The sequence below is a fragment of the Poritiphilus flavus genome, assembly GCF_009901585.1.
Lineage (GTDB): Bacteria > Bacteroidota > Bacteroidia > Flavobacteriales > Flavobacteriaceae > Poritiphilus > Poritiphilus flavus.
This window is the reverse complement of record NZ_WXYO01000001.1, coordinates 179,351-199,537: the sequence shown is the minus strand read 5'-3', so window position 1 is coordinate 199,537 and position 20,187 is coordinate 179,351. Positions and strand designations below refer to the sequence as shown.

The 20,187-nt window shown below is 44.4% G+C and carries 9 protein-coding genes, 1 tRNA gene and 1 pseudogene; 4 read left to right on the top strand and 7 right to left on the bottom strand.

Annotation, left to right across the window (positions count from 1 at the left end):
• Positions 1-38 precede the first annotated feature (38 nt).
• The 7 genes from GTQ38_RS00810 to dnaE form a co-directional block, all read right to left on the bottom strand.
• Positions 39-1,892 (bottom strand): tetratricopeptide repeat protein, encoded by a 1,854-nt coding sequence (locus GTQ38_RS00810; protein WP_161433326.1) that lies wholly within the window; start codon positions 1,890-1,892, stop codon positions 39-41.
• Between the two features lie 921 nt (positions 1,893-2,813).
• Positions 2,814-4,250, bottom strand: a complete 1,437-nt coding sequence (locus tag GTQ38_RS00805; RefSeq protein WP_161433325.1) for a S8 family serine peptidase — start codon at positions 4,248-4,250, stop codon at positions 2,814-2,816.
• A 746-nt stretch (positions 4,251-4,996) separates the two neighbouring features.
• Positions 4,997-5,749, bottom strand: coding sequence for a hypothetical protein (locus GTQ38_RS00800; protein WP_161433324.1), 753 nt, complete (start codon positions 5,747-5,749; stop codon positions 4,997-4,999).
• A gap of 1,180 nt (positions 5,750-6,929) precedes the next feature.
• Positions 6,930-7,003: transfer RNA gene (locus GTQ38_RS00795), tRNA-Asp, on the bottom strand.
• 133 nt (positions 7,004-7,136) lie between these two features.
• Positions 7,137-8,066, bottom strand: a complete 930-nt coding sequence (locus GTQ38_RS00790; RefSeq protein ID WP_161434021.1) for a DUF58 domain-containing protein — start codon at positions 8,064-8,066, stop codon at positions 7,137-7,139.
• Positions 8,067-8,136: 70 nt separating this feature from the next.
• A complete protein-coding gene (gene trxA / locus GTQ38_RS00785) occupies positions 8,137-8,454 on the bottom strand; it encodes a thioredoxin (protein WP_161433323.1) in 318 nt (105 codons plus the stop codon).
• A gap of 147 nt (positions 8,455-8,601) precedes the next feature.
• Positions 8,602-12,987, bottom strand: a complete 4,386-nt coding sequence (dnaE, locus tag GTQ38_RS00780; RefSeq protein WP_161433322.1) for a DNA polymerase III subunit alpha — start codon at positions 12,985-12,987, stop codon at positions 8,602-8,604.
• Between the two features lie 273 nt (positions 12,988-13,260).
• Between dnaE and GTQ38_RS00775 the strand changes: the two are divergent.
• The 4 genes and pseudogenes from GTQ38_RS00775 to GTQ38_RS00760 all read left to right on the top strand — a co-directional run.
• Positions 13,261-13,809, top strand: a pseudogene (locus GTQ38_RS00775) (30S ribosomal protein S16); the annotation flags it as partial.
• A gap of 215 nt (positions 13,810-14,024) precedes the next feature.
• On the top strand, positions 14,025-14,555 hold the full coding sequence (gene rimM, locus GTQ38_RS00770) for a ribosome maturation factor RimM (RefSeq protein ID WP_161433320.1): 531 nt from the start codon (positions 14,025-14,027) through the stop codon (positions 14,553-14,555).
• Between the two features lie 87 nt (positions 14,556-14,642).
• Positions 14,643-17,654, top strand: coding sequence for a PVC-type heme-binding CxxCH protein (locus GTQ38_RS00765; protein ID WP_161433319.1), 3,012 nt, complete (start codon positions 14,643-14,645; stop codon positions 17,652-17,654).
• A gap of 187 nt (positions 17,655-17,841) precedes the next feature.
• The gene (locus GTQ38_RS00760) at positions 17,842-20,184 is read left to right on the top strand and encodes a PSD1 and planctomycete cytochrome C domain-containing protein (protein WP_161433318.1); all 2,343 of its coding nucleotides are present in this window, start codon (positions 17,842-17,844) and stop codon (positions 20,182-20,184) included.
• Positions 20,185-20,187 lie beyond the last annotated feature (3 nt).

Genomic DNA, 20,187 nt, shown 5'->3' with positions numbered 1-20,187 from the left:
TAGGGACAATGGGTAGACTGCGCCGCGAGCTCTGATGTTTAAAGGCTTAGCACAAGGTCTTGTAAAGAATCCTCTGTGGTGATATCCAGTTTTTTGCGAAGGCGGTATCGCGCTTTTTTGATACCGTTTGGCGAAATATTCAGGATATTGGCAATCTCTTTTGAGGATAAATTCATCTTTAAAAGTGCTAAAAGACGAAGTTCATTCGAAGTGAGCTCCGGATATTTCGCTTTAACATTACTGTTGAAATCTTTATGTACTTCTTCAAAATAGCGGGAGAAATTCTTCCAGTTGTTGTCATTTTGAAGATCAAAATTAATACTGCGAATTAATTGTTGATACCCTGAATTGCCCTTTTCAGCTTCTCTTAATTCTTTTGCTTTTTGTTTTAAACCTTCCAGGGTCTCATTCTTTTTTGCCAATTGCAGGGCGTGGGTGATCAATTCCTTCTTTTTAAAGGCCAGTTCCGCATCCACCTTTTCTTTCTCCAATCGATTGCGTTTCAGTTTTTGTCTGATTCCATAAAAGCCTATTAGGGACAAAAGCAACAAACTTCCAAGCAGTATTTTTTGAAGGGTGCTGATTTCAGCCTTTTGCTCCAAAACAGTGATTTCTTTTTCCTGTAAGGCAATTTGTTGTTCTTTTTTTTCGGTTTGGTAGATGGTCTTTAATTCTTCAATTTGTTGCGATTTTGTATTGTCAAAAATTGAGTCACTAACTGATTTGAAATTTTTGTATTCATCAAGTGCTAACTTAAACTCCCCAAGTATTTCATAGGAAGCGGAACGTTTAAAATGTCCAAGCCTTGAACCTTGTTTAATGCCCAAACTGTCGGAAATTTGAATTGCACGGTTAAGAGGGGGAATCGCCAACCTGGGTTTACCCATTGAATTATAAACCTGACCTATTGCATCCAGCGCTTCTGCAACTTTGTTAGGGTTGTTCACATTTTCTGCAATCGTTAGGCCTTCATTTAGATATTCCAGCGCCTCTTGGTGACTTTCCATTTTAGAATGTGTCTTTCCAAGGTTAGTGAGAGCAGTGGCTTCAAGTTCCCTGGCACCAACTTTTTTTGACAAAACAAGACTTCTGTTCAAATACACTACGGCTTGAGGGTAGTTTTCCAGATAGAAATAGGTATTTCCGATATCGTTTAAAGCTTGTGAGGCATAGTAAAGATCATTATTGTCTTCATAAATCGGAAGAGCTTCAAACAGATATTCAAGTGAGTTTTCGTAATTCCCGGAAAAAAACTCAGTAGCTGCTAAATGATTAAAAATGTCGGCTTTTCGAATGTCATTATCCAGTTCTTCGATAATTCTTAGTGCTTCTAAAGTTTCCGTAAGGGCTATTGTATGGTTTCCTTTAAAAGTGTTCACCATGCCTTTTAGATCATAGGATATGGCTAAGCCGAGGGAGTCCTGGGCCTTGGTGCGATAAATTTCTATATTGGTATCAATCAGTTCTAAGGCTTCATCGTACTCCCCCGCATCGTAAAGTAAGATGGCAATACCGTGATTTACCTGAGCCTGTTCTTTATGCAGGCCCAATTCTCTGTATTTTTCAAGGGATTTTTCATAAAAGTGCATAGAGGAATCCCGATCACCAATGTTGTTATAATGAATTCCAATATGGTAAGACGCTCTTGCCACACCCTTTTGAAAATTGATTTTTTTGGAAAGATTTAGTTCTTCAAAAGCGTATTCTTTGGCTTTTACCTGATCATTGTAGAGATATTCATTGAATAATTTTCCGATAGTGTTGACTTTAGAGCTATCCTCTTTATGAAGGGTGTATGCCTGAAGCAGACTATCTAGTCGTTCGGTTTTTTGAGCATTGGAGAACAAACACAAGTTGAGAAAAACTATGGAGAGAAGTTTTCTGATTTTCATAAGCTTGATTTCCCTGTAAAATAGGTATTTAAATCCAACTTTCTGAAAAAGAATTGTTTAGAGTACTTGTAAAAATCCCATGTATAAACTTTCTATTTTACGTTCTACTCCTTTTTGCTTCCCCAAAAACGAAACCAAAAAGGGGACTTTTTGGAGAGGCATTTTTAAAGCTATTCTTTAAAACCGAAGCCATTCTTCCAAATCACCTCCAGGTTCCTTCGCCGAAGTAGCTCGGCTACGGAGGCTGAAAGGCTTCGATAATTTTTAACGCTTATGCTCTCTACACTACGGAAAAAGGAAACCTCAAAAAGTAATCAATAGGTCGAAGTAAACCGAAGGTTTTTTAGATATAGGGGTGCGGCAAGCAGAAATGCGTTCGCCAGATGTGATACTGAAGTATGATATCTCGTACTACTTCCAGCATTGGCATATTTTAGGTTTTGTAGTAAATCAAGAAAAGTTTGCTTTAGCAGAAGGAAGCAATCCATAGAGCATTTTGCAGAGCAAAAGCGGCCTGGATTGCGCGGCCGCAGACTTTTGGTAGTATTTCAAGAAAGCTAAAATCAGCCTAGCGTTTTTTCGTTCTTTTTTGGGCAATGCAAAAAAGAACATTTATCAATTGCTTTTGCAAGATTTTTTATTCATTTCTTTTGCTTACCCAAAAGAAACGAATCAAAGAAAAGGGTACTTCTCCGTATGTATTTTTGCCGTGCCCTCCTGTCGGTCGGATAGGCAAAACCAGCTTAGAAACTTCGCCCTACAGGCTAAATCCTGTAGGGTGCCATTCGAAGCTTTCTTCGCTTATACTTCGGAGAAGAAGCACCCCAAATTCAACCGAAGGTTTTTCAGAAATAGCGGCACTGCGAAAAAGAAAAAAAGCTGCCTTTTCAGACAGCCCTTTTCTTTGCGTATCATCAATTATTACAGACCATGTGTAGCTATGGGATCATCATTTCCGTCTACATCATATCTATAAAGTGAATACGTATAAATATTAGTAGGAGAATATGCTCCGGTCCACCAATAACCACCTAGTTCAGGGTAGTAAGCTACTTCCCAATAAGCTCCGGACGGGACACCATCAGAAACCACATTTCCTAACAATAATATACCTGCAACATGAGGAGTAGCCATAGACGTACCACTATAGTATTCATAATTGTCATCTGGAGTCGTAGATAAGACATCACTGCCAGGAGCAGCATAATCCACAGGAGAACCATAGTTGGAGAATCGAGACCAGTAATCTCCATCGGCAATTGAAGAAACGGTATAAACATTACTATGGTTAACACGTGCCGGGCTTTGATTTGAACAATTATCATAGTCATTACCTGCAGCTACGGCCACTTTTACACCTGAATTAGCCAATCTTTTGGTAGCCCTGTCCCATGCCTTTACATTTGTAAATCCTAAACTTAGGTTAGCCACATCACCAGCTGAAGCATTAGCCGTAACATAATCAATTCCGTTTGTTATCCAACCGAAAGAACTTGCTCCACCATCTTTATCCAATACTTTCACAGCAACAAGGCTGGCGCCGGCAGCAACACCCACAACTCCTATTCCATTATCTTTGGCAGCAATGGTACCGGCACAATGGGTTCCATGACCTCCTAAGTCATTTGCGTCACTTTCAGTGGTGACATAAGTTACGCTTCTTGAAGTATCCACATTTAAATCCTCGTGATCCAAATCAATACCAGTATCTATTACCCAAACAGCATTGGTATTACTTGTAGCATCTATAGCACCTCCAACTCTGGTTATACCCCAGGGAGTACTTTGAGTCGACATGGCAGTACTGGCGGTGGCAGCTGAAACTGTATAGTTAATAAGGTTTGTAGCTTCATAGTCTTGTTCTACAAAATCAACTCTTGGATCATTTTCAAGTATGGCTGCCTCTTGATCTGTTAGTCCTTCTGCCATAAATCCATTTAAGGCAAAACTAAATGCCTTGGTAATTTTTGTATTATCGATGCCAAAATCAAATATTTCAGGATCTTTTAAGGTTTGCAAAACCAGATCTGATACTCCTTTATAAGCTGCCTTTTGATCTCCTTTTGCCAGCTTGGATAAGCTATTTATCTTTCCTTTTAAAGAGCTGACAGTTTCAAAAGTTCCATCCTTAAGTGTAACCATGTATTGACCTGGAATTGGAATAGCTTTTTTTTCTTGTTGATTAGGATTAACCAATTTTAAATCAGCAGGTGTTGCTGCGTTAATTGGGGTAACTTCTTCATTCTCAACTTTGGAGCAAGAAACAATAATCAAACAAATGACTAGTGTTGTTAAGAAATTTTTTCTCATAAAAAAATAAATGTTAGTAGTTAATAAAATGTTAATGGGCGTAAACATAAGGAATTTTAACTTTTTGTAAGGGATTGTTAAATATTTGTATAGATTAAGACATTTCTTACAAATAGTTTGGAGTATGGCATAGCTGTATCAGCTTTAGGAAATCTAAGTTGTCAATTTACAGAGGGGATTTTATATGTTTGGGAAACTCTGGTTTTGCACTGCCCAAGTGGGCGTAGTATTGGTAGGGATGGTGCTTGATATGTTCATATTCTTATCATTGGACAGTAGCTTTTGCCGAACATGGTTTGTTGAAGTCGGCTGAGAAATACTAAGGATTTTGACTAGAAAACTTAGTATTTAAAACTTAACATTAAACACCTATAATTCAACGCTTTACCTTCGACGTTTAGAATTCTATACATTTCAAAAAGTTGAACTTAAACTCTTGAAGAGATGAACTTAGGTTTTTGGATTAAATTATGGGGCGATATTTATTATAGGAGTAAATAAATTAGGCTTAGGATTAGCGGTAGGGCTAGATACTGGATTTGGCTCAGAAAGAAAAGATTGGATCTATCAAAATGAGCCGTGGCCCGGCATTGTTGTAAGTGTTGATTTAGTAAAATAAGAAAATTGTTTTGGGGGATTCGTTTTTAAGACCAATTTCAATTTACAAAGTGTAAAAAAAACCACGGCACTAATGCCGTGGTCTTTGTGAAGAACTATCCTTTCTCTTACTTAAAATCACCAGCTACAAACCGGTAAGAGCATGGGGTTTTCCCTCCTTAAATAACGTACAACCTTTACTGACAAGTCAGGCTTGCACTCCAGGAATCCGTTTGATTGGGAGGTGTGGCGGTTTCCACTGTCAGGGTATACGTATTGCTGGTCTTTGTAAAGTTTAAATTGGTGGCTCCAGAAGAAAGAGAGAATCCCCAGGGACCTGGATAGTTGGCGGTGCCAATCCAACCTGAACTGGCAACCACACTACCGCTACTGTTTTTTATTGTAAATCTATTCGGAACGGTAGCAGGACTAACAAACATCCTAAGATTATTTCCGTTGGCAACGCAACTCACATCAAAACTCTCTGCAGGATAAATATAATAGCTACTGGTTACCCCATAAGAACCTCCGAAGTTGTCCCCACAGTCATCAGTACAGATTCCATTTTTACTAATATATTTAATGGTCTGGCATACACCGCCATTGATTGACACTGTTAAGTTGCCTCCGTTAAACGAAGATGAAAAACTTACACTTACATTAGTTGTCCCCTGACCAGATGCAATGGTCATAGTAGGTGTGTCGGTGGACCATTGGATTGAAGAAGGGTTGGTTGTAGGGGATATGGGAGTAACCGAATACGATCTTGTAGAGTTTGCCTGAACCGAAGAAGGTCCATTCAGCGCATTATCACAAGTAACACCACGTGCAGAAACGACAGTCAGACTTTCATCGGTAATGGAGGCGTCTTCATTAACGTCGGGGTCTGTAGTACAAGCGCCTAGAAAAACTAGCGTAAAAATCAGGTAATACAATTTGGAATTTTTCATTTTTAATAGGTTTTATGTTCCTTTCTAAGTTAATAAATGTAGCTTTATTCCTACAAATATTTAACATTTAATCTTTCCATGTAATACTGCAATAAATAACGCTAATGCACTCCGGTTTGATTTTAAGGACAGATATTCTATTGGAGGCGTATAGAAGATTTAAGTTTGGGTGTTTAGGTGAGCTTGGATCGTTTTAGGTTTTAAGTTCTAAGTGATTTTGACTAGAAAACCTAGCTACCAAGTTCGCGCGGATTTGCAATCTGTGCAAGTAATAATCTTGTGTATAGACTTTCTATTTTATGTCCTATTCCTTTTTGCTTGTCCAAAAAGGAATTCAAAAAGGACACCTTCTCCGTATGTATTTTTGCATTGCCCTTCTTTCGGTCGGGCAAGCAAAACCAGCTCAGAAACTTCTCCCTCCAGCCTTTGTACCTGGAGGTTACCAGTCGAAGCTTTCTTCGCCTATACTTCGGAGAAGGAGGCCCCTCAATTAGACAAAAAGTTAAAGAATGAAGGTTTTTCAGAAATAGCGATGCTGCCAGCGGAAGTGCGTTCCGCCGTTGGGTTTTGGAAGGTCAATTTTAATGGAAACCTGACAAGGCGGAAGAGAGCATGCAGCGATAGCAGCAGCCGTGGTTTTGCCAACGGCAAAAATTTCATTTAAAACCTTCTTGAATTCCGGCCCGAACGCCCGCCTTGCCATTCGGGCAGGTGCCGTTCGGTACGGGCGGGTTGGTTCTTTTACTCATCGCTTGTCTATTTAATAATACGGTATTCCTGAATGCTTCGCATTTGTATCAAGACAAAATGAACAAGGTAAAAACAAAATCACTCGTCCTAATCAGTATCTGCCTTGACGGGATTCATTTCTCGCTATGCTCGAAATGGGCCCAAAGGGGTGGCCCAGCAATGAAGTAAACCCTTCGACGGCTATGCCGTCAATGTTTTTTTCATTTCTCCGCACTTCTGAGCAAGCTCGAGTGCTTAATAATGGTTTGGATGGGATTGCTTCCTCACCTATGGTTCGGAAGCGGCCACAAGGGTGGGCCCAGCAATGAAGTAAACCCTTCGACGGCTTTGCCGTCAATGTTTTTTTCATTTCTCTACACTTCCGAGCACGCTCAAATGCTTCAAAATGAAAAAACCCTCCACATTACATGTGAAGGGTTTTACTTCATTGCGGTCTGGACGGGACTCGAACCCGCGACCCCCTGCGTGACAGGCAGGTATTCTAACCAACTGAACTACCAGACCAATGATTTTATCTGTGAACAGACTCTGACAACAGTCAGATTCAAACCATGCTACAGTTGCTTTTATAAAGCGTGTGCAAATATACGCCGCTAAATGAATTCCGCAAACAAAATTTTTAAAAATGCAAAGCGGTCTAAACAAATTTCTGCCGCTCAATCATAAAGGTGTTCAAGACCTTAGCAAAGGATTGCCCAATGTCTACCCCCACATATTTGATCTTGTATTGAGCACACTGCAGTTGTAGTCTTTTTATAGATTCTTCCAGGGTTTCCTTGTAGGCATCCTTAATGGTATCTGCATAGAGATCAATATGTTCGCCGGTCTCTACGTCTACAAAACGCTTGGGCACGTTCTCAAAATCAAAGTCAACCTCGGTTTTGTTATCCAGCAAATGGAACAAAACCACCTCATGTTTGTTATACTTCAAATGCCGTAAAGCGTTGAAGAGTTCTTTATCGTCCATAGTGGCCTGGAACATATCGGTAAACAGTATGATAAGGCTTCTGCGCTTTATCTTTTCCGCGATCTGATGCAAATAGGTATAGGTGCGGGTCTCCTTGGCTGGACTAGTGTTTTTAGAGATCTCGTTCAGCTTGGACAACAACATCTGATGGTGCCTTTCGCTCCCTTTTTCAGGTGTATAGAAACTATAATTATCCGAAAATACGCTCAATCCCACCGCGTCCCGCTGCTTCTTCAGTATATTCATCAAGGCCGCAATAGCCAGGACCCCGAAGCCGATCTTGTTGAGGTTGTCTATGCTCAACTGTCCCACTTCAGGATAATACATGGAGGCAGAATTGTCCAGAATCATATGGCAGCGGAGATTGGTCTCCTCTTCGTACCGCTTGGTGTACAGCTTGTCTGTCTTGGCAAAGAGCTTCCAGTCTATGTGTTTGGTGCTCTCCCCGGTGTTGTAAATCTTGTGCTCGGCAAATTCTGCAGAGAAACCGTGAAAGGGACTCTTGTGTATCCCACTGATAAAGCCTTCCACCACCTGGTTTGCCAATAACTCCAGGTTTTGAAACAATGAGGCCTTATGTAATTCGGATTGTAGATCCACAGGACGAATATAAACGAAAAAAGGCTTGGCATTTGCCAAACCTTTTTTAAAACTGAGAAATCTTTTCTAATTAAAGTACCGCTTCAATAGCGTCTGTGTATACTTTCTTTGGAGAAACCCCAACCTGACGGTTAACGATCTCACCATCCTTGAATACCAGAACGGTAGGAATGTTCCTTACTCCATACTTAGCGGCAAATTCCTGGTTCGCATCAACATCAACCTTTCCAACTACTGCTTTGCCTTCGTATTCCTGGCTTACCTCGTCAATGATCGGGCCAACCATCCTACAGGGACCGCACCATGCTGCCCAAAAGTCTACTACTACAGGTTTATCACTTTTAAGTACTACTTCGTCAAAAGTAGCATCGGTTATCTCTAGTGCCATGTTATCTGTTTTTATAATTACGCAAAGTTAGTCAAATTATGGTCTGTTTACTTACAACCCTAAGATTCGTTTTGCCTATCGCTATATTGACGGAATTTATGGGTCTGAAAGCCCCTGACCGCCGTGGTTATGGGCAAAGCGCTGTTTTTAATTCAATTTATAATGCACATCCTGCTCCTGCAATGTCGACAGCAGTTCACTGCTGATCTGTACTTTTTGTTTCCTGCTGGACAGGCTTACCTTGATCTCCTCCTCCATTTCGTAGACCACAAAATTCAAAGAATGCTTGCCTTTATGGGCTCTCAATGTGTCTTTCAGATCTTTGATTCGTTTTTCCTGCAATCGGGCGATATCCAGCTTTATGGTCAGCTTTTTGGCAAAGGTCTCCATTACATCCTGCAACAGCATAAAATGATTGTATTGCAGCCTCGGATCTCCCTTTTTACCGGTATCCCGGTTCACCCAGCCATCCCTGACGTATACTTTGATAAACACAAAGGAGTTGATCATTAAAAAATGCCGGAATTTCAGATATTCCTCCCCGAAAATGCGGAATTCATGAGATTCGGTATAGTCCTCCAGGGTAAACAAGGCCCAACCTTTTCCATTTTTGGAGGTGCGATGCTGTACATCCGTGATTACGCCGGTAAACGAAAGTTCCCGGTTTACATAGTTCTCCAGATCACTAAAGAAAGATACGTCCGCATTGCTAAAGGCATTGATCTCCGTCTTAAAGTCATCCAGCGGATGCCCGGAGATATATATACCAACCACTTCCTTTTCCCTTCTAAGTTTTTCCATAGTACCCCATTCTTCGCATGGTGGTACGGTGGGTTCCGGGATCTGTACTTCGCTGGCTTCGCCAAAAAGACTCACCTGGGAGGAATTTTCGTTCTCCTGGTACTTCGCCCCGTATTTAATCACCTTTTCCAGAAAAGTGATATCGTCATTTTCCTTGTGAAAATACTGCGCCCTATGGGTACCTCCGAAGGAATCAAAACCACCGGCCAGGGCAAGGTTCTCAAATGATTTTTTGTTTGCAGCTCTCAGGTCTACCCGTTTGGCCAGGTCAAAAACAGAGCGGTAAGGGCCGTTCTCTTTCCGGTCTCCCACAATGGTGTCTACCGCAGATTTACCAACTCCTTTAACAGCACCCATCCCAAAGCGGATCGCATTGTCTTTGTTTACTGCGAACTTGTAATAAGATTCATTCACATCCGGGCCAAGAACTTCCAGTCCCATCCGCTTACACTCTTCCATAAAGAAGGTCACCTGCTTAATATCGTTCATATTGTTAGAGAGCACAGCCGCCATATATTCGGCAGGGTAGTGCGCCTTCAGGTAAGCCGTCTGGTAGGCGATGTAAGCGTAACAGGTAGAGTGACTTTTATTAAATGCGTAGGACGCAAAGGCCTCCCAGTCTTTCCATATCTTCTCCAGCACTTCTCTTGGGTGGCCGTTCTTTTCCCCTCCATCCAGGAATTGGGGTTGTAGTTTTTGCAGCAGGGCAAAGATCTTTTTACCCATGGCCTTCCGCAGAACGTCGGCTTCACCCTTGGAAAAGCCTGCCAGTTTTTGAGATAACAACATCACCTGCTCCTGATACACCGTGATCCCATAGGTCTCTTTAAGGTATTCTTCCATTTCAGGAAGATCATAAGTGATCTCTTCCCGCCCATGTTTCCTGGCAATAAAACTCGGGATGTATTCCATAGGTCCAGGCCGGTACAGGGCGTTCATGGCGATGAGGTCGTCAAAAACAGAGGGTTTCAGATCCTTCAAATGCTTCTGCATACCCACGGATTCGTACTGGAAGATCCCAACCGTATCGCCTCTCTGGAACAGCTCGTAGGTCTTCTCGTCGTCCAGGGGGAAATCATCCGGTATCAATTCAATGCCGTGTTTGGCTTTTACGATCTTGACGGTGTCCTTGATAAGGGTTAATGTCTTAAGACCGAGGAAATCCATTTTCAACAGCCCAGCGCTTTCCACCACGGAGTTGTCAAACTGTGTCACATAGAGATCAGAATCCTTAGCTGTGGCAACCGGCACAAAATTGGTGATATCATCCGGAGTGATGATCACCCCACAGGCGTGTATACCCGTATTCCTGAGGGATCCTTCCAGTACCCTGGCCATATTGACGGTCTGGGCCTCCAGATCGTCCCCCTCGGAAATATTCAATAACTCATTCACCTTGGCCATATCGTCTGAACGGAAGCGCTTTTTCAGCTCTGCTTCAGGAACTCCAAAGATCTTCCCTAGTTTAGACATGGTTGGGATAAGCTTCGCGATCCGGTCCGCGTCGTTCAGCGGCAGGTCTAACACCCGTGCCGTATCGCGGATGGAAGATTTAGCCGCCATAGTACCATAAGTAATGATCTGGGCTACCTGGTTGGCTCCGTATTTTTCAATCACATAGTCCATCACCTTTCCACGGCCTTCATCGTCAAAATCAATATCAATATCCGGCATACTTACCCTGTCCGGATTCAGGAAGCGCTCAAAAAGCAGGTCGTACTTTAAGGGATCTATATTGGTGATTCCCAGGCAATAGGCAACCACAGATCCCGCGGCAGAACCCCGACCAGGGCCTACTGAAACTCCCATATTCCTGGCCTCTCGAATAAAGTCTTCAACGATCAGGAAGTAACCCGGATAACCGGAATTCGCGATGGTAGTAAGTTCAAAATCCAGCCGCTCTTCAATTTCCTCCGTTATCTCACCATAGCGCTTTTTAGCGCCCTGGAAAGTGATATGTTTCAAATAGGCGTTTTCTCCTCTTTTCCCTCCGTCCTTCTCATCTTCTTCAACTATAAACTCCGCAGGGATCTCAAATTTTGGAAGTAGTACATCCCGCGCCAGGTCAAAAGGGGTGACCTTATCCATGATCTCCTGTATATTCAGAATGGATTCGGGGATATCTTTGAAAAGGGCCTTCATTTCGTCGGCCGACTTAAAGTAGTATTCCTGGTTGGGCAAACCAAAGCGGTATCCCCGGCCCTTGCCAATAGGGGTGGCCTGCTTTTCGCCCTCTTTTACACAAAGTAGAATGTCATGAGCATCGGCATCTTCCTTAGCGCAGTAGTAAGAGTTATTGGTGGCTACCAGTTTTACACCGTGCTTTTTAGCCATGGCAATCAATCCCAGGTTGGCCCGGTCTTCGTCTTCCTGTCCGTGCCGCATGACTTCTATATAGAAATCGTCCTTAAAGATCTCTTTCCACCACAAAAGGGCCTCCTCTGCCTGCCGTTCACCCTGGTTCAATATCTTATAAGGAACCTCTCCGTAGAGATTCCCGCTGAGCACAATAATGTCGTCCTTGAATTGCTCCACGATCTGCTTGTCAATCCTCGGCACATAGTAAAAGCCGTCCGTATAGGCCAGGGAGGACATCTTGGCCAGGTTGTGGTAACCGTTTTTGTTTTTGGCCAGCATCACGATCTGGTGGCCGTAATCTTTGACGTTTTTATTCGCATGATCTTCACAGACAAAGAACTCACAACCCAGAATAGGCTTTATTTCCCGTAGTTCAGTTTGCTCTTCGCCTTCCTCGGTGGTCTCTTTTTGCTCCTTTACTTTGGCATTATGAGCCTTAACTTCTCGTACAAAGTGAAAAGCGCCCATCATATTGGCGTGGTCCGTCAGGGCTACGGCCGGCATACCGTGATCAGCTGCGGCCTGCACCAAATCCTTGATTCGAATCGTAGATTGCAATACGGAAAACTGGGAGTGGTTGTGCAAATGCGCAAAAGGAGCGTCCTTAAGGGATGCCACATTGGCGTTGATCTCGTCCGAAGAGATGACCGTTGTGGTCTGCTGCTCCAGCTTTTCGGCAATCTTTCTGGAAGCCTCTTTAAGGTTGATGTGTTTCAGTCCAACCGGAGCGATCGTCCCCGGATTGGCATCAGTAAAACGCTCAAAATAGTCGGTTGAAGCCTTCAACTGTTCCAGACTGAATTCCTTTCTTCTCAATAATTCCAGGAAACAGCGGGTGGTAGCCTCTACATCCGCCGAAGCATTATGGGCCTCTGCAAAAGGCTCCTCAAAAAGGTATTCGTGAAGTTCGGTCAGGGTAGGTAGCTTAAACTTTCCCCCTCTGCCTCCCGGGATCTTACAAAGCAGGGCAGTTTCCTCTGTGCAGGTATCCAGAACGGGAAGTTCCTGCAGCTGGTTTTCGATCCCAAGCCTGAAGAACTCAGCACCCATAATGTTGACATCAAAGCCTACGTTCTGCCCGACGATAAACTGACTTTGATCCAGGGCTTCCTGAAACCGTTCCAGGGCAGTTTCAAGTGGAATGCCTTGTTCTTCCGCTAGTTCAGTGGAGATCCCGTGTATCTTTTCAGCGTCGTACGGAATATTGAAGCCCTCCGGCTTTACCAGGTAATCCTGGTGGTCCAGAAGATTCCCAAGCTCGTCATGCAGTTGCCAGGCGATCTGTATACATCTGGGCCAGTTGTCCGTATCACTGATAGGTGCGTCCCATCGTTTGGGAAGTCCTGTAGTTTCCGTATCGAATATCAGATACATAAAAAGTCTTTAATTGCGAAAGTTTAGTTTTGAGTTCTGCCTGCCGAAGAATCTAATATCCACATTTTTCACCAGCATGTTCCAGGCTATAAAAATATGGAAATGGACCAGTCTTCAAAAGTGGAGTTATCAGGATTTATCAACGCGCTATTAAAAGTGCGATTATTTTCTTTATTGTATTGGTATTTATAGAAATAGCGGTATATTTGCAGCCCTTTTTAAGGGAAAAGTATTAATAACCGAGGGTCGGGCACCCTACAAAATTAATGTGATATGCCAGTTAGAATAAGATTACAGAGACACGGTAAAAAAGGTAAACCGTTTTATTGGGTAGTAGCAGCGGACTCCCGCGCAAAGAGAGATGGAAAATTCCTTGAAAAACTAGGAATTTACAACCCAAACACCAATCCAGCCACCATTGAAATTAATGTTGATAACTCCGTAAAGTGGTTACAGAACGGGGCTCAACCTTCAGATACTGCACGTAGGATCCTATCTTACAAGGGAGTACTTCTTAAGCACCACCTGTTAGGCGGAGTTAGAAAAGGCGCTCTGACCGAAGAGCAGGTTGAAGAAAAATTCAAGGCCTGGTTAGAAGAAAAAGAAAAGACCGTTGCCAAAAAGACAGAAGGTCTGGCAAAAGCCAAAGCGGAAGCGAAAGCAAAAGCTCTGGAGGCTGAGAAAGAGGTCAATGAAAAAAGAGCCCTGGCAGCAGCAGAAGCCGAAGCAGCTGAAACCGCAGAAGCTGAAGGAACTGAAGAAGTAGCCGCAGCGACCGAAGAGGCAACAGAAGCCGTAGAGGAGGCTGTAGCGACTGAAGAAGTGGCTGCAGAGGCTGCAGTAGAAGAAGCTCCTGCAGCAGAGGTAGCTGAAGAAGCTCCGGTAGAGGAGGCACCTGCCGCCGAGGAAGCTCCAGCAGAAGCAGCAGCTGAAGAAGCACCAGCAGCAGAAGTTGCTGAAGAAGCAGCTGCAGAGGCGGATACTGAGGAGGAAGCCAAAGCATCCAGCGAAGAGGAATAAGCCTATAAGCGATCGATATGCAGAAGGAGGAATGTTTCTACCTGGGCAAGATCGTTTCAAAATACAGCTATAAGGGAGAAGTACTGGTTAAACTGGATACAGACGATCCCGAGATATACGAGAAAATGGAATCAGTTTTTGTTTCATTAGGAAACAGCCTGGTTCCATTTTTTATTGTAAATAGCAGGTTGCACAAATCCAGTTTGTTACGCATTCAATTTGAGGATGTCTCCACCGAAGAAGCCGCAGACCAGATCATGGGTGCGGAATTGTACCTGCCACTTCAGCTTCTTCCCAAATTAACCGGCAATAAGTTTTACTACCACGAGGTAATCGGTTTTTCGCTTCAGGATTCCGTTCATGGAAATATTGGAGTGATTAAAAGTGTCAATGATAGTGCTTCACAGGCCTTGTTTGAAGTTGAAAAGGACGGCAAACAATTGCTGATCCCTATTAATGATGACATTATCACCCGTGTAGACCGGGAAAACAAAACTATTTTTGTGACCACCCCTGAAGGTTTGGTTGCACTCTACCTCGGGTCTTAGAGCTGTATCGAGAGTGCAATTCAGCCCCGGAAGCTTTTCACGCATTTTTTTGGTATCTTTCTATCAGGCAAAACCATTGTTTTTGATTTGGAAATACCCTCTGCTCATATGCGATTCTCCTATTGTTATCTATTAGTATTCCTCAGTTGTTTTCTGGCCTGTGGCCCTAAAGAAAAAATTCCGCCTGAAGGCTTTGTGATCCATCCTGAGTTTGATCTGGAACTTGTGGCTTCAGAGCCCCTGGTTTTTGATCCGGTTGAAATGAAATTCGACGAAAACGGCAGGACCTATGTACTCGAAATGCCGGGATATCCGCTCCGGGATGCCGAAAGCAGATTGGTGGAACTCCTGGATACGGATGCTGATGGAATTTACGACCAACGTAAAATGTTCTCCGAAAATTTAGGTGTGGCTTCCTCCTTTATGCCTTATAAGAAGGGCTTCCTTGTGGCAGCACCGCCAGATCTGCTTTGGATTGCCGATACCGATGGAGATGGAAAGGAAGATCAGCGTCAGGTGCATATGAGTGGTTTTAGCAATGAGAACCTGCAACACAATTTTAATGGCCTTACCTATGGCTTAGACAATTGGATATATGCTGCCAATGGCGGAAACTCCGGTCAACCATATTTTCCGGGAAAAGCGGATGAAGCCGTTGATCTGAAAGGCAGGGATATGAAATTCGACCTGAACAGTAAACAGATCATAGCCTTTGGGGAATCTTCCGGAGGTTTTAAACTTACTTTTAACGAATGGGGCCATTTGTTTGAGACCCATAACCTGGAACATATTTCACATCTGGTCATGGAAGACCGCTTTCTCGAGGACTTACCCGGAGCCCCTTCCCATGCACTGATTAACGTCTCCAACCACGACGAAAATGGCCTCTCCCGCATCTATCCCATTGGGGAGCAGGACACCAGGGTGAATCATCCCGAACAATCCGGTTATTTTTCAGGAGCTTGTGGTATTACCTATTATGGGGGTGGAAGTTTTCCGGCAGATTACAGATCACCCGTACTGGTAGCGGATTGTGTCTTGAACCTGGTACATATGGATCTGCTAAGTCCTGATGAGACCTCCTTCGAAGCTTTTCGCTATGGAGACAAAGTAGAATTCCTGGCCTCCACAGACAGGGCTTTCAGGCCGGTAAATATGGAGGTAGGCCCAGGGGGGTCCCTTTATTTATTGGATATGCACAGGGAAGTCATAGAACACCCGGAATGGATCCCTGATGAAATGGAAGCGGAAATGGATCTCCATGCAGGAAAAGAAAAGGGTCGGATCTACAAAATCACCAGGAAGAATAGCATTCCGGAAACCACTCGACCAGATTTCAATACTCCGGATTCCCTGGTCACAGCTTTGGGCCACCCTAACCAATGGGTACGTAACACGGCCCATCGCCTGCTGGTCACGGACTCGGTTGTAGCACTTATTCCAGCCCTAAAAGCCCAATTGAAAAATTCCGATAAGCCTCTGGCACGTCTTCACAGCATGTGGGTTTTGGAAGGTCTGGGAGCACTTGAAGACAAGGAACTAAAAACGGTGTTGGGAGATGAAGAAGCTTACCTGCGGGAGAATGCCCTGAAGATTGCCGAGTACCGTATAATAGAAAATTCTGAGCTAAAAGAAATGGTGCTTGACTTGGTTGAGGATAAAACCCCAAGGGTACAAATGCAGGCGCTGTTGAGCCTAAACGCGGTCCAGGCCAAGATGACACCCGGAGACATCACTGGATTGATCAAGAAATTTGACATCCTGCTCCAAAATCAACGCACGGATACCTGGATTGTGAACGCCATGGCATCTTTGGGCAAACCCTATGCTTTTGCTTTATTCTCGAATCTGTTGGAGCTGCAGGAAGAGATAAGTCCCAATGCGGCGGCATTGTTTCAAATCCAGGCACAGATCGTAGGCCAGGATGGAGCGCAAAAACAGCTGGCACTGATCTTAAATCGGCTCGCCAATAAAGAAATATCCGAGCAGGCAAAGGCCGATATGATCGCTGCACTGACCTCCGGGATCCGTATCAATGAAAATAGAAATAATGGCTTGCGAACAAACGCGACCATTACTCAAGCACTGAACCTTATTGAGAAGGACGCTTCTGCCAGTCTACTGATGGCCAGTGCGGACTTTCGCAAAGAACTAGGTATACCCCTGTCTCCAGCAATCCGGCAAAATCTTAGAACGGCTTACGCTAACCTTAATAAGGTTGAGGTTTTTTCAGAGGAACTTCTGGCCCAACTACAGTTTGTAGCTGTTGATGATTTTGGTCGAAGGGCTGCCTTGCTCTATAATCTGCTCGATGGCAAAATGCCTTTGAAACTCCAGAAAGAGGCCTTAAAGCAGCTTTGGGAGTCCGGTGATAAGAACATTGGCCGGGAGTTGCTGTCACGATGGGAAAACCTGGGACCTGAATCGAGAAAATTGGCCACGGATATCCTATTGTACAAAAGCGAGAACCACCCACTACTGTTATCTGCCATGGAAAAAGGAGAGGTAAGCCTTGGGGAATTCAACCTGGACCTGGAAAGAAGGCGGGCGCTGCTTTTTTCTGATGATGACAAGATCCGTAAAAGAGCAGAAGCGCTTTTTTCTGATGGCGGTGTGGTCACCAGGAGGCAGGTAATTGATAAAATGAGGCCCGCCCTGGAACTTGCCGGGAATAGCCAGTCCGGAAGGGTAACTTTTGAGCAGCAATGCGCCAGCTGTCACATTTATGGAGAAGTAGGGGTGGATGTGGGGCCCGTACTTACAGAGATCAGCAGGAAAAGCAAAGAAACTCTCTTGCATGACATCCTGGACCCGAACGCCGCTGTGGATACCCGCTATCTCAATCACAAGGTGGTCAATTCAGAGGGTACCATCTACTTCGGCTTGGTAGAAAAGGATACGGATAAAGAGGTGTCTCTGCGTATGACCGGTGGCGAAACAGTATCCATCCAAAAGCAAAACCTCAGCAGTTTTACCTCAACCGGGGTTTCCATGATGCCGGAAGGCCTGGAAACCGCCATAGATGCCCAGCAAATGGCCGATCTGCTCGCCTTTTTACAGGGACAGCAAAACGAAGCTTTGGAAAAAGGGGAACCGTAAGCTGACTTTCAGCATGTTTTTGTTTTTGTAGCGAGCAATCCCGGAACTCCATCTTTCCCGATTTTGCTTTATAACACGGCTTAAGACCATTATGTGATTTAATTTAAGGATGAGCCTGGGGCTTTGTCATTGTCCTGTGGATTTTAGTAACTTTAAGGGTTGATGGTGCAGAAACTGATCCAGACCTATGAAACAGAAAATAGTACTCATTGCCATATTAGCCGTGCTTGCTGCGCTCTTATATGGATTTACTTCCCATTTTTTTGATGGAGGTTCCGATGAATATGCGGAAATGAAGGTCCCGGATCAGGTAGACTACAACTTCCACATAAAACCTATCCTTTCGGATAATTGCTATACCTGCCACGGTCCTGATGCCAACAAACGCAAGGCCAACCTACGTCTGGATTTGGAAGAGACCGCGTTTTTAGAATTAAGGGAAAGCCCCGGGAAGTATGCACTTGTACCCGGAAAACCGGGCCAGAGCCTGCTGTACCAACACATCATGGCTACGGATCCCAATTTTTTAATGCCACCCCCTGACTCTAAGTTGAGTTTGAATTCTTATGAGAAACGATTGATCAAAAAATGGATTGAACAGGGAGCAGGATTCGAAAAGCATTGGGCCTATATTCCACCGGAAAAGGAGGAACTTTCTACTGTACAAACCACCGATTGGGTTCAAAACGAGATCGATGCTTTTATCCTTGCAAAACTTGAAGAAAAAAGCCTCATCCCCTCTGAGAAGGCTTCAAAGGAAACGCTGATTCGTAGAATAAGCCTGGACCTTACAGGGCTGCCTCCGCAACGAGAACAGGTTCAGACCCTGATGGCGGATAATTCCACTGAGACCATCGCCGCTGCCATAGACGTGTTTTTGGCCTCGCCTGCTTATGGAGAACGCATGACACAGTCCTGGTTGGATTTATCCCGATATGCGGATTCTCACGGATACCAGGACGATAGTTACCGCACCATGTGGCCCTGGCGGGACTGGGTCATACACGCCTTTAATAAGAACATGCCTTACGATGAGTTCCTCACCTGGCAACTGGCCGGAGACCTCTTACCCGATGCCAATAAGGAACAGATCCTGGCAACCGGTTTCAACAGGAACCATCCGATCACTCAGGAAGGCGGGGTGATTCAGGAAGAATATCGTACGAATTACGTGCTGGATCGCACCAACACCCTCGGTAAAGGCCTGTTAGGACTTACGCTGGAGTGTGCCCGTTGCCACGACCACAAATACGATGCGATCTCGCAACAAGATTATTTTGAGCTCTTCGCCTTTTTTAACCAGGTGAATGAAAAAGGCCTTCAGATGGATGCGGTACAGGCGGCGAAAGAAGGGTTCTTTGCAGATCCTCCATACATTGAAATAACGGCGGAGGAGACGGATGATGTACTTTCCTTCATCAACATGTCCAAAAAACCGGAGGTTAAGGTCATGGTGATGAACGATTCCGCTCCCAAGACGACATTTGTCCTAAATCGCGGAGAATACGATCAACCGACGGATTCGGTTGAACCCAATACCCCTGCACAGATCTATCCGTTTCCCGAGGATTTACCCAGGAACAGATTGGGACTGGCGCAATGGTTAACCGATAAGAAAAACCCCTTAACAGCCAGGGTATTTGTAAACCGAATTTGGGGAATGATCTTTGGCAGGGGATTGGTGGAGACCTCTGAGGATTTCGGGGTACAAGGCAGCCTGCCTTCTCACCCTAAATTGCTGAACTGGCTTGCCGCGGATTTTATGGAAAACGACTGGGACATCAAATATCTTTTAAAGAAGATCATGCTCTCCGCCACCTATCAACAAAAATCCAATCTTCGGCCAGACCTTAAAAAAGCTGATCCGGAGAATATCTGGCTTGCCCGGGCACCTCGCTTTCGAATGGATGGCGAGATGATCAGGGATTACATCTTGGCTTCAAGTGGTCTGCTTAACCCGGAGATCGGCGGGCCAAGCGTAAGGCCTTACCAACCCCCGGGCTTATGGGAAGAGACCAATGCAGGAGGAGAAAGAGGTACTTTAACCAAATACGTTCCCGATAAGGGTGAGGATCTGTATCGCCGTTCACTCTACACCTTTTGGAAACGCACTTTGCCTCCGCCAAGTATGACCATATTCGATGCCCCAACCCGGGATTTTTGTGAAGTTCGGCGTCAGAAGACCAATACGCCTCTTCAAGCCCTGGCCCTTCAGAATGATATCCAGGTCCTGGAGGCTGCACGGGTCATGGCGCAACGCGAAATAAAGAAAAATGAAGACAGCCGGAATACGGTAAAGAACGTATTTGAAAACATTTTGGTGCGTCCTCCAAAGGAAGAAGAACTCACTACCCTGAATGCCTATTACGAAGACGCCCTGGAAACCTATTTGGCGAGTAAAGAGGAGGCAGAACAACTGGTGTCCGTAGGGGAATACGAACAATTGAACACGGATCCGGCAAGGACCGCAGCCTTGATGTTAACAGCACAAGTGATCTATAATCTGGACGAAACCATAACCAAAGAATAAAGT

What these genes read in the sequence shown, in the direction of transcription:
- GTQ38_RS00810 (WP_161433326.1), bottom strand. Translation starts at nt 1,892, where the DNA reads ATGAAAATCAGAAAACTTCTCTCCATAGTTTTTCTCAACTTGTGTTTG.
- GTQ38_RS00805 (WP_161433325.1), bottom strand. Translation starts at nt 4,250, where the DNA reads ATGTTTACGCCCATTAACATTTTATTAACTACTAACATTTATTTTTTT.
- GTQ38_RS00800 (WP_161433324.1), bottom strand. Translation starts at nt 5,749, where the DNA reads ATGAAAAATTCCAAATTGTATTACCTGATTTTTACGCTAGTTTTTCTA.
- trxA (WP_161433323.1), bottom strand. Translation starts at nt 8,454, where the DNA reads ATGGCACTAGAGATAACCGATGCTACTTTTGACGAAGTAGTACTTAAA.
- dnaE (WP_161433322.1), bottom strand. Translation starts at nt 12,987, where the DNA reads ATGTATCTGATATTCGATACGGAAACTACAGGACTTCCCAAACGATGG.
- rimM (WP_161433320.1), top strand. Translation starts at nt 14,025, where the DNA reads ATGCAGAAGGAGGAATGTTTCTACCTGGGCAAGATCGTTTCAAAATAC.
- GTQ38_RS00760 (WP_161433318.1), top strand. Translation starts at nt 17,842, where the DNA reads ATGAAACAGAAAATAGTACTCATTGCCATATTAGCCGTGCTTGCTGCG.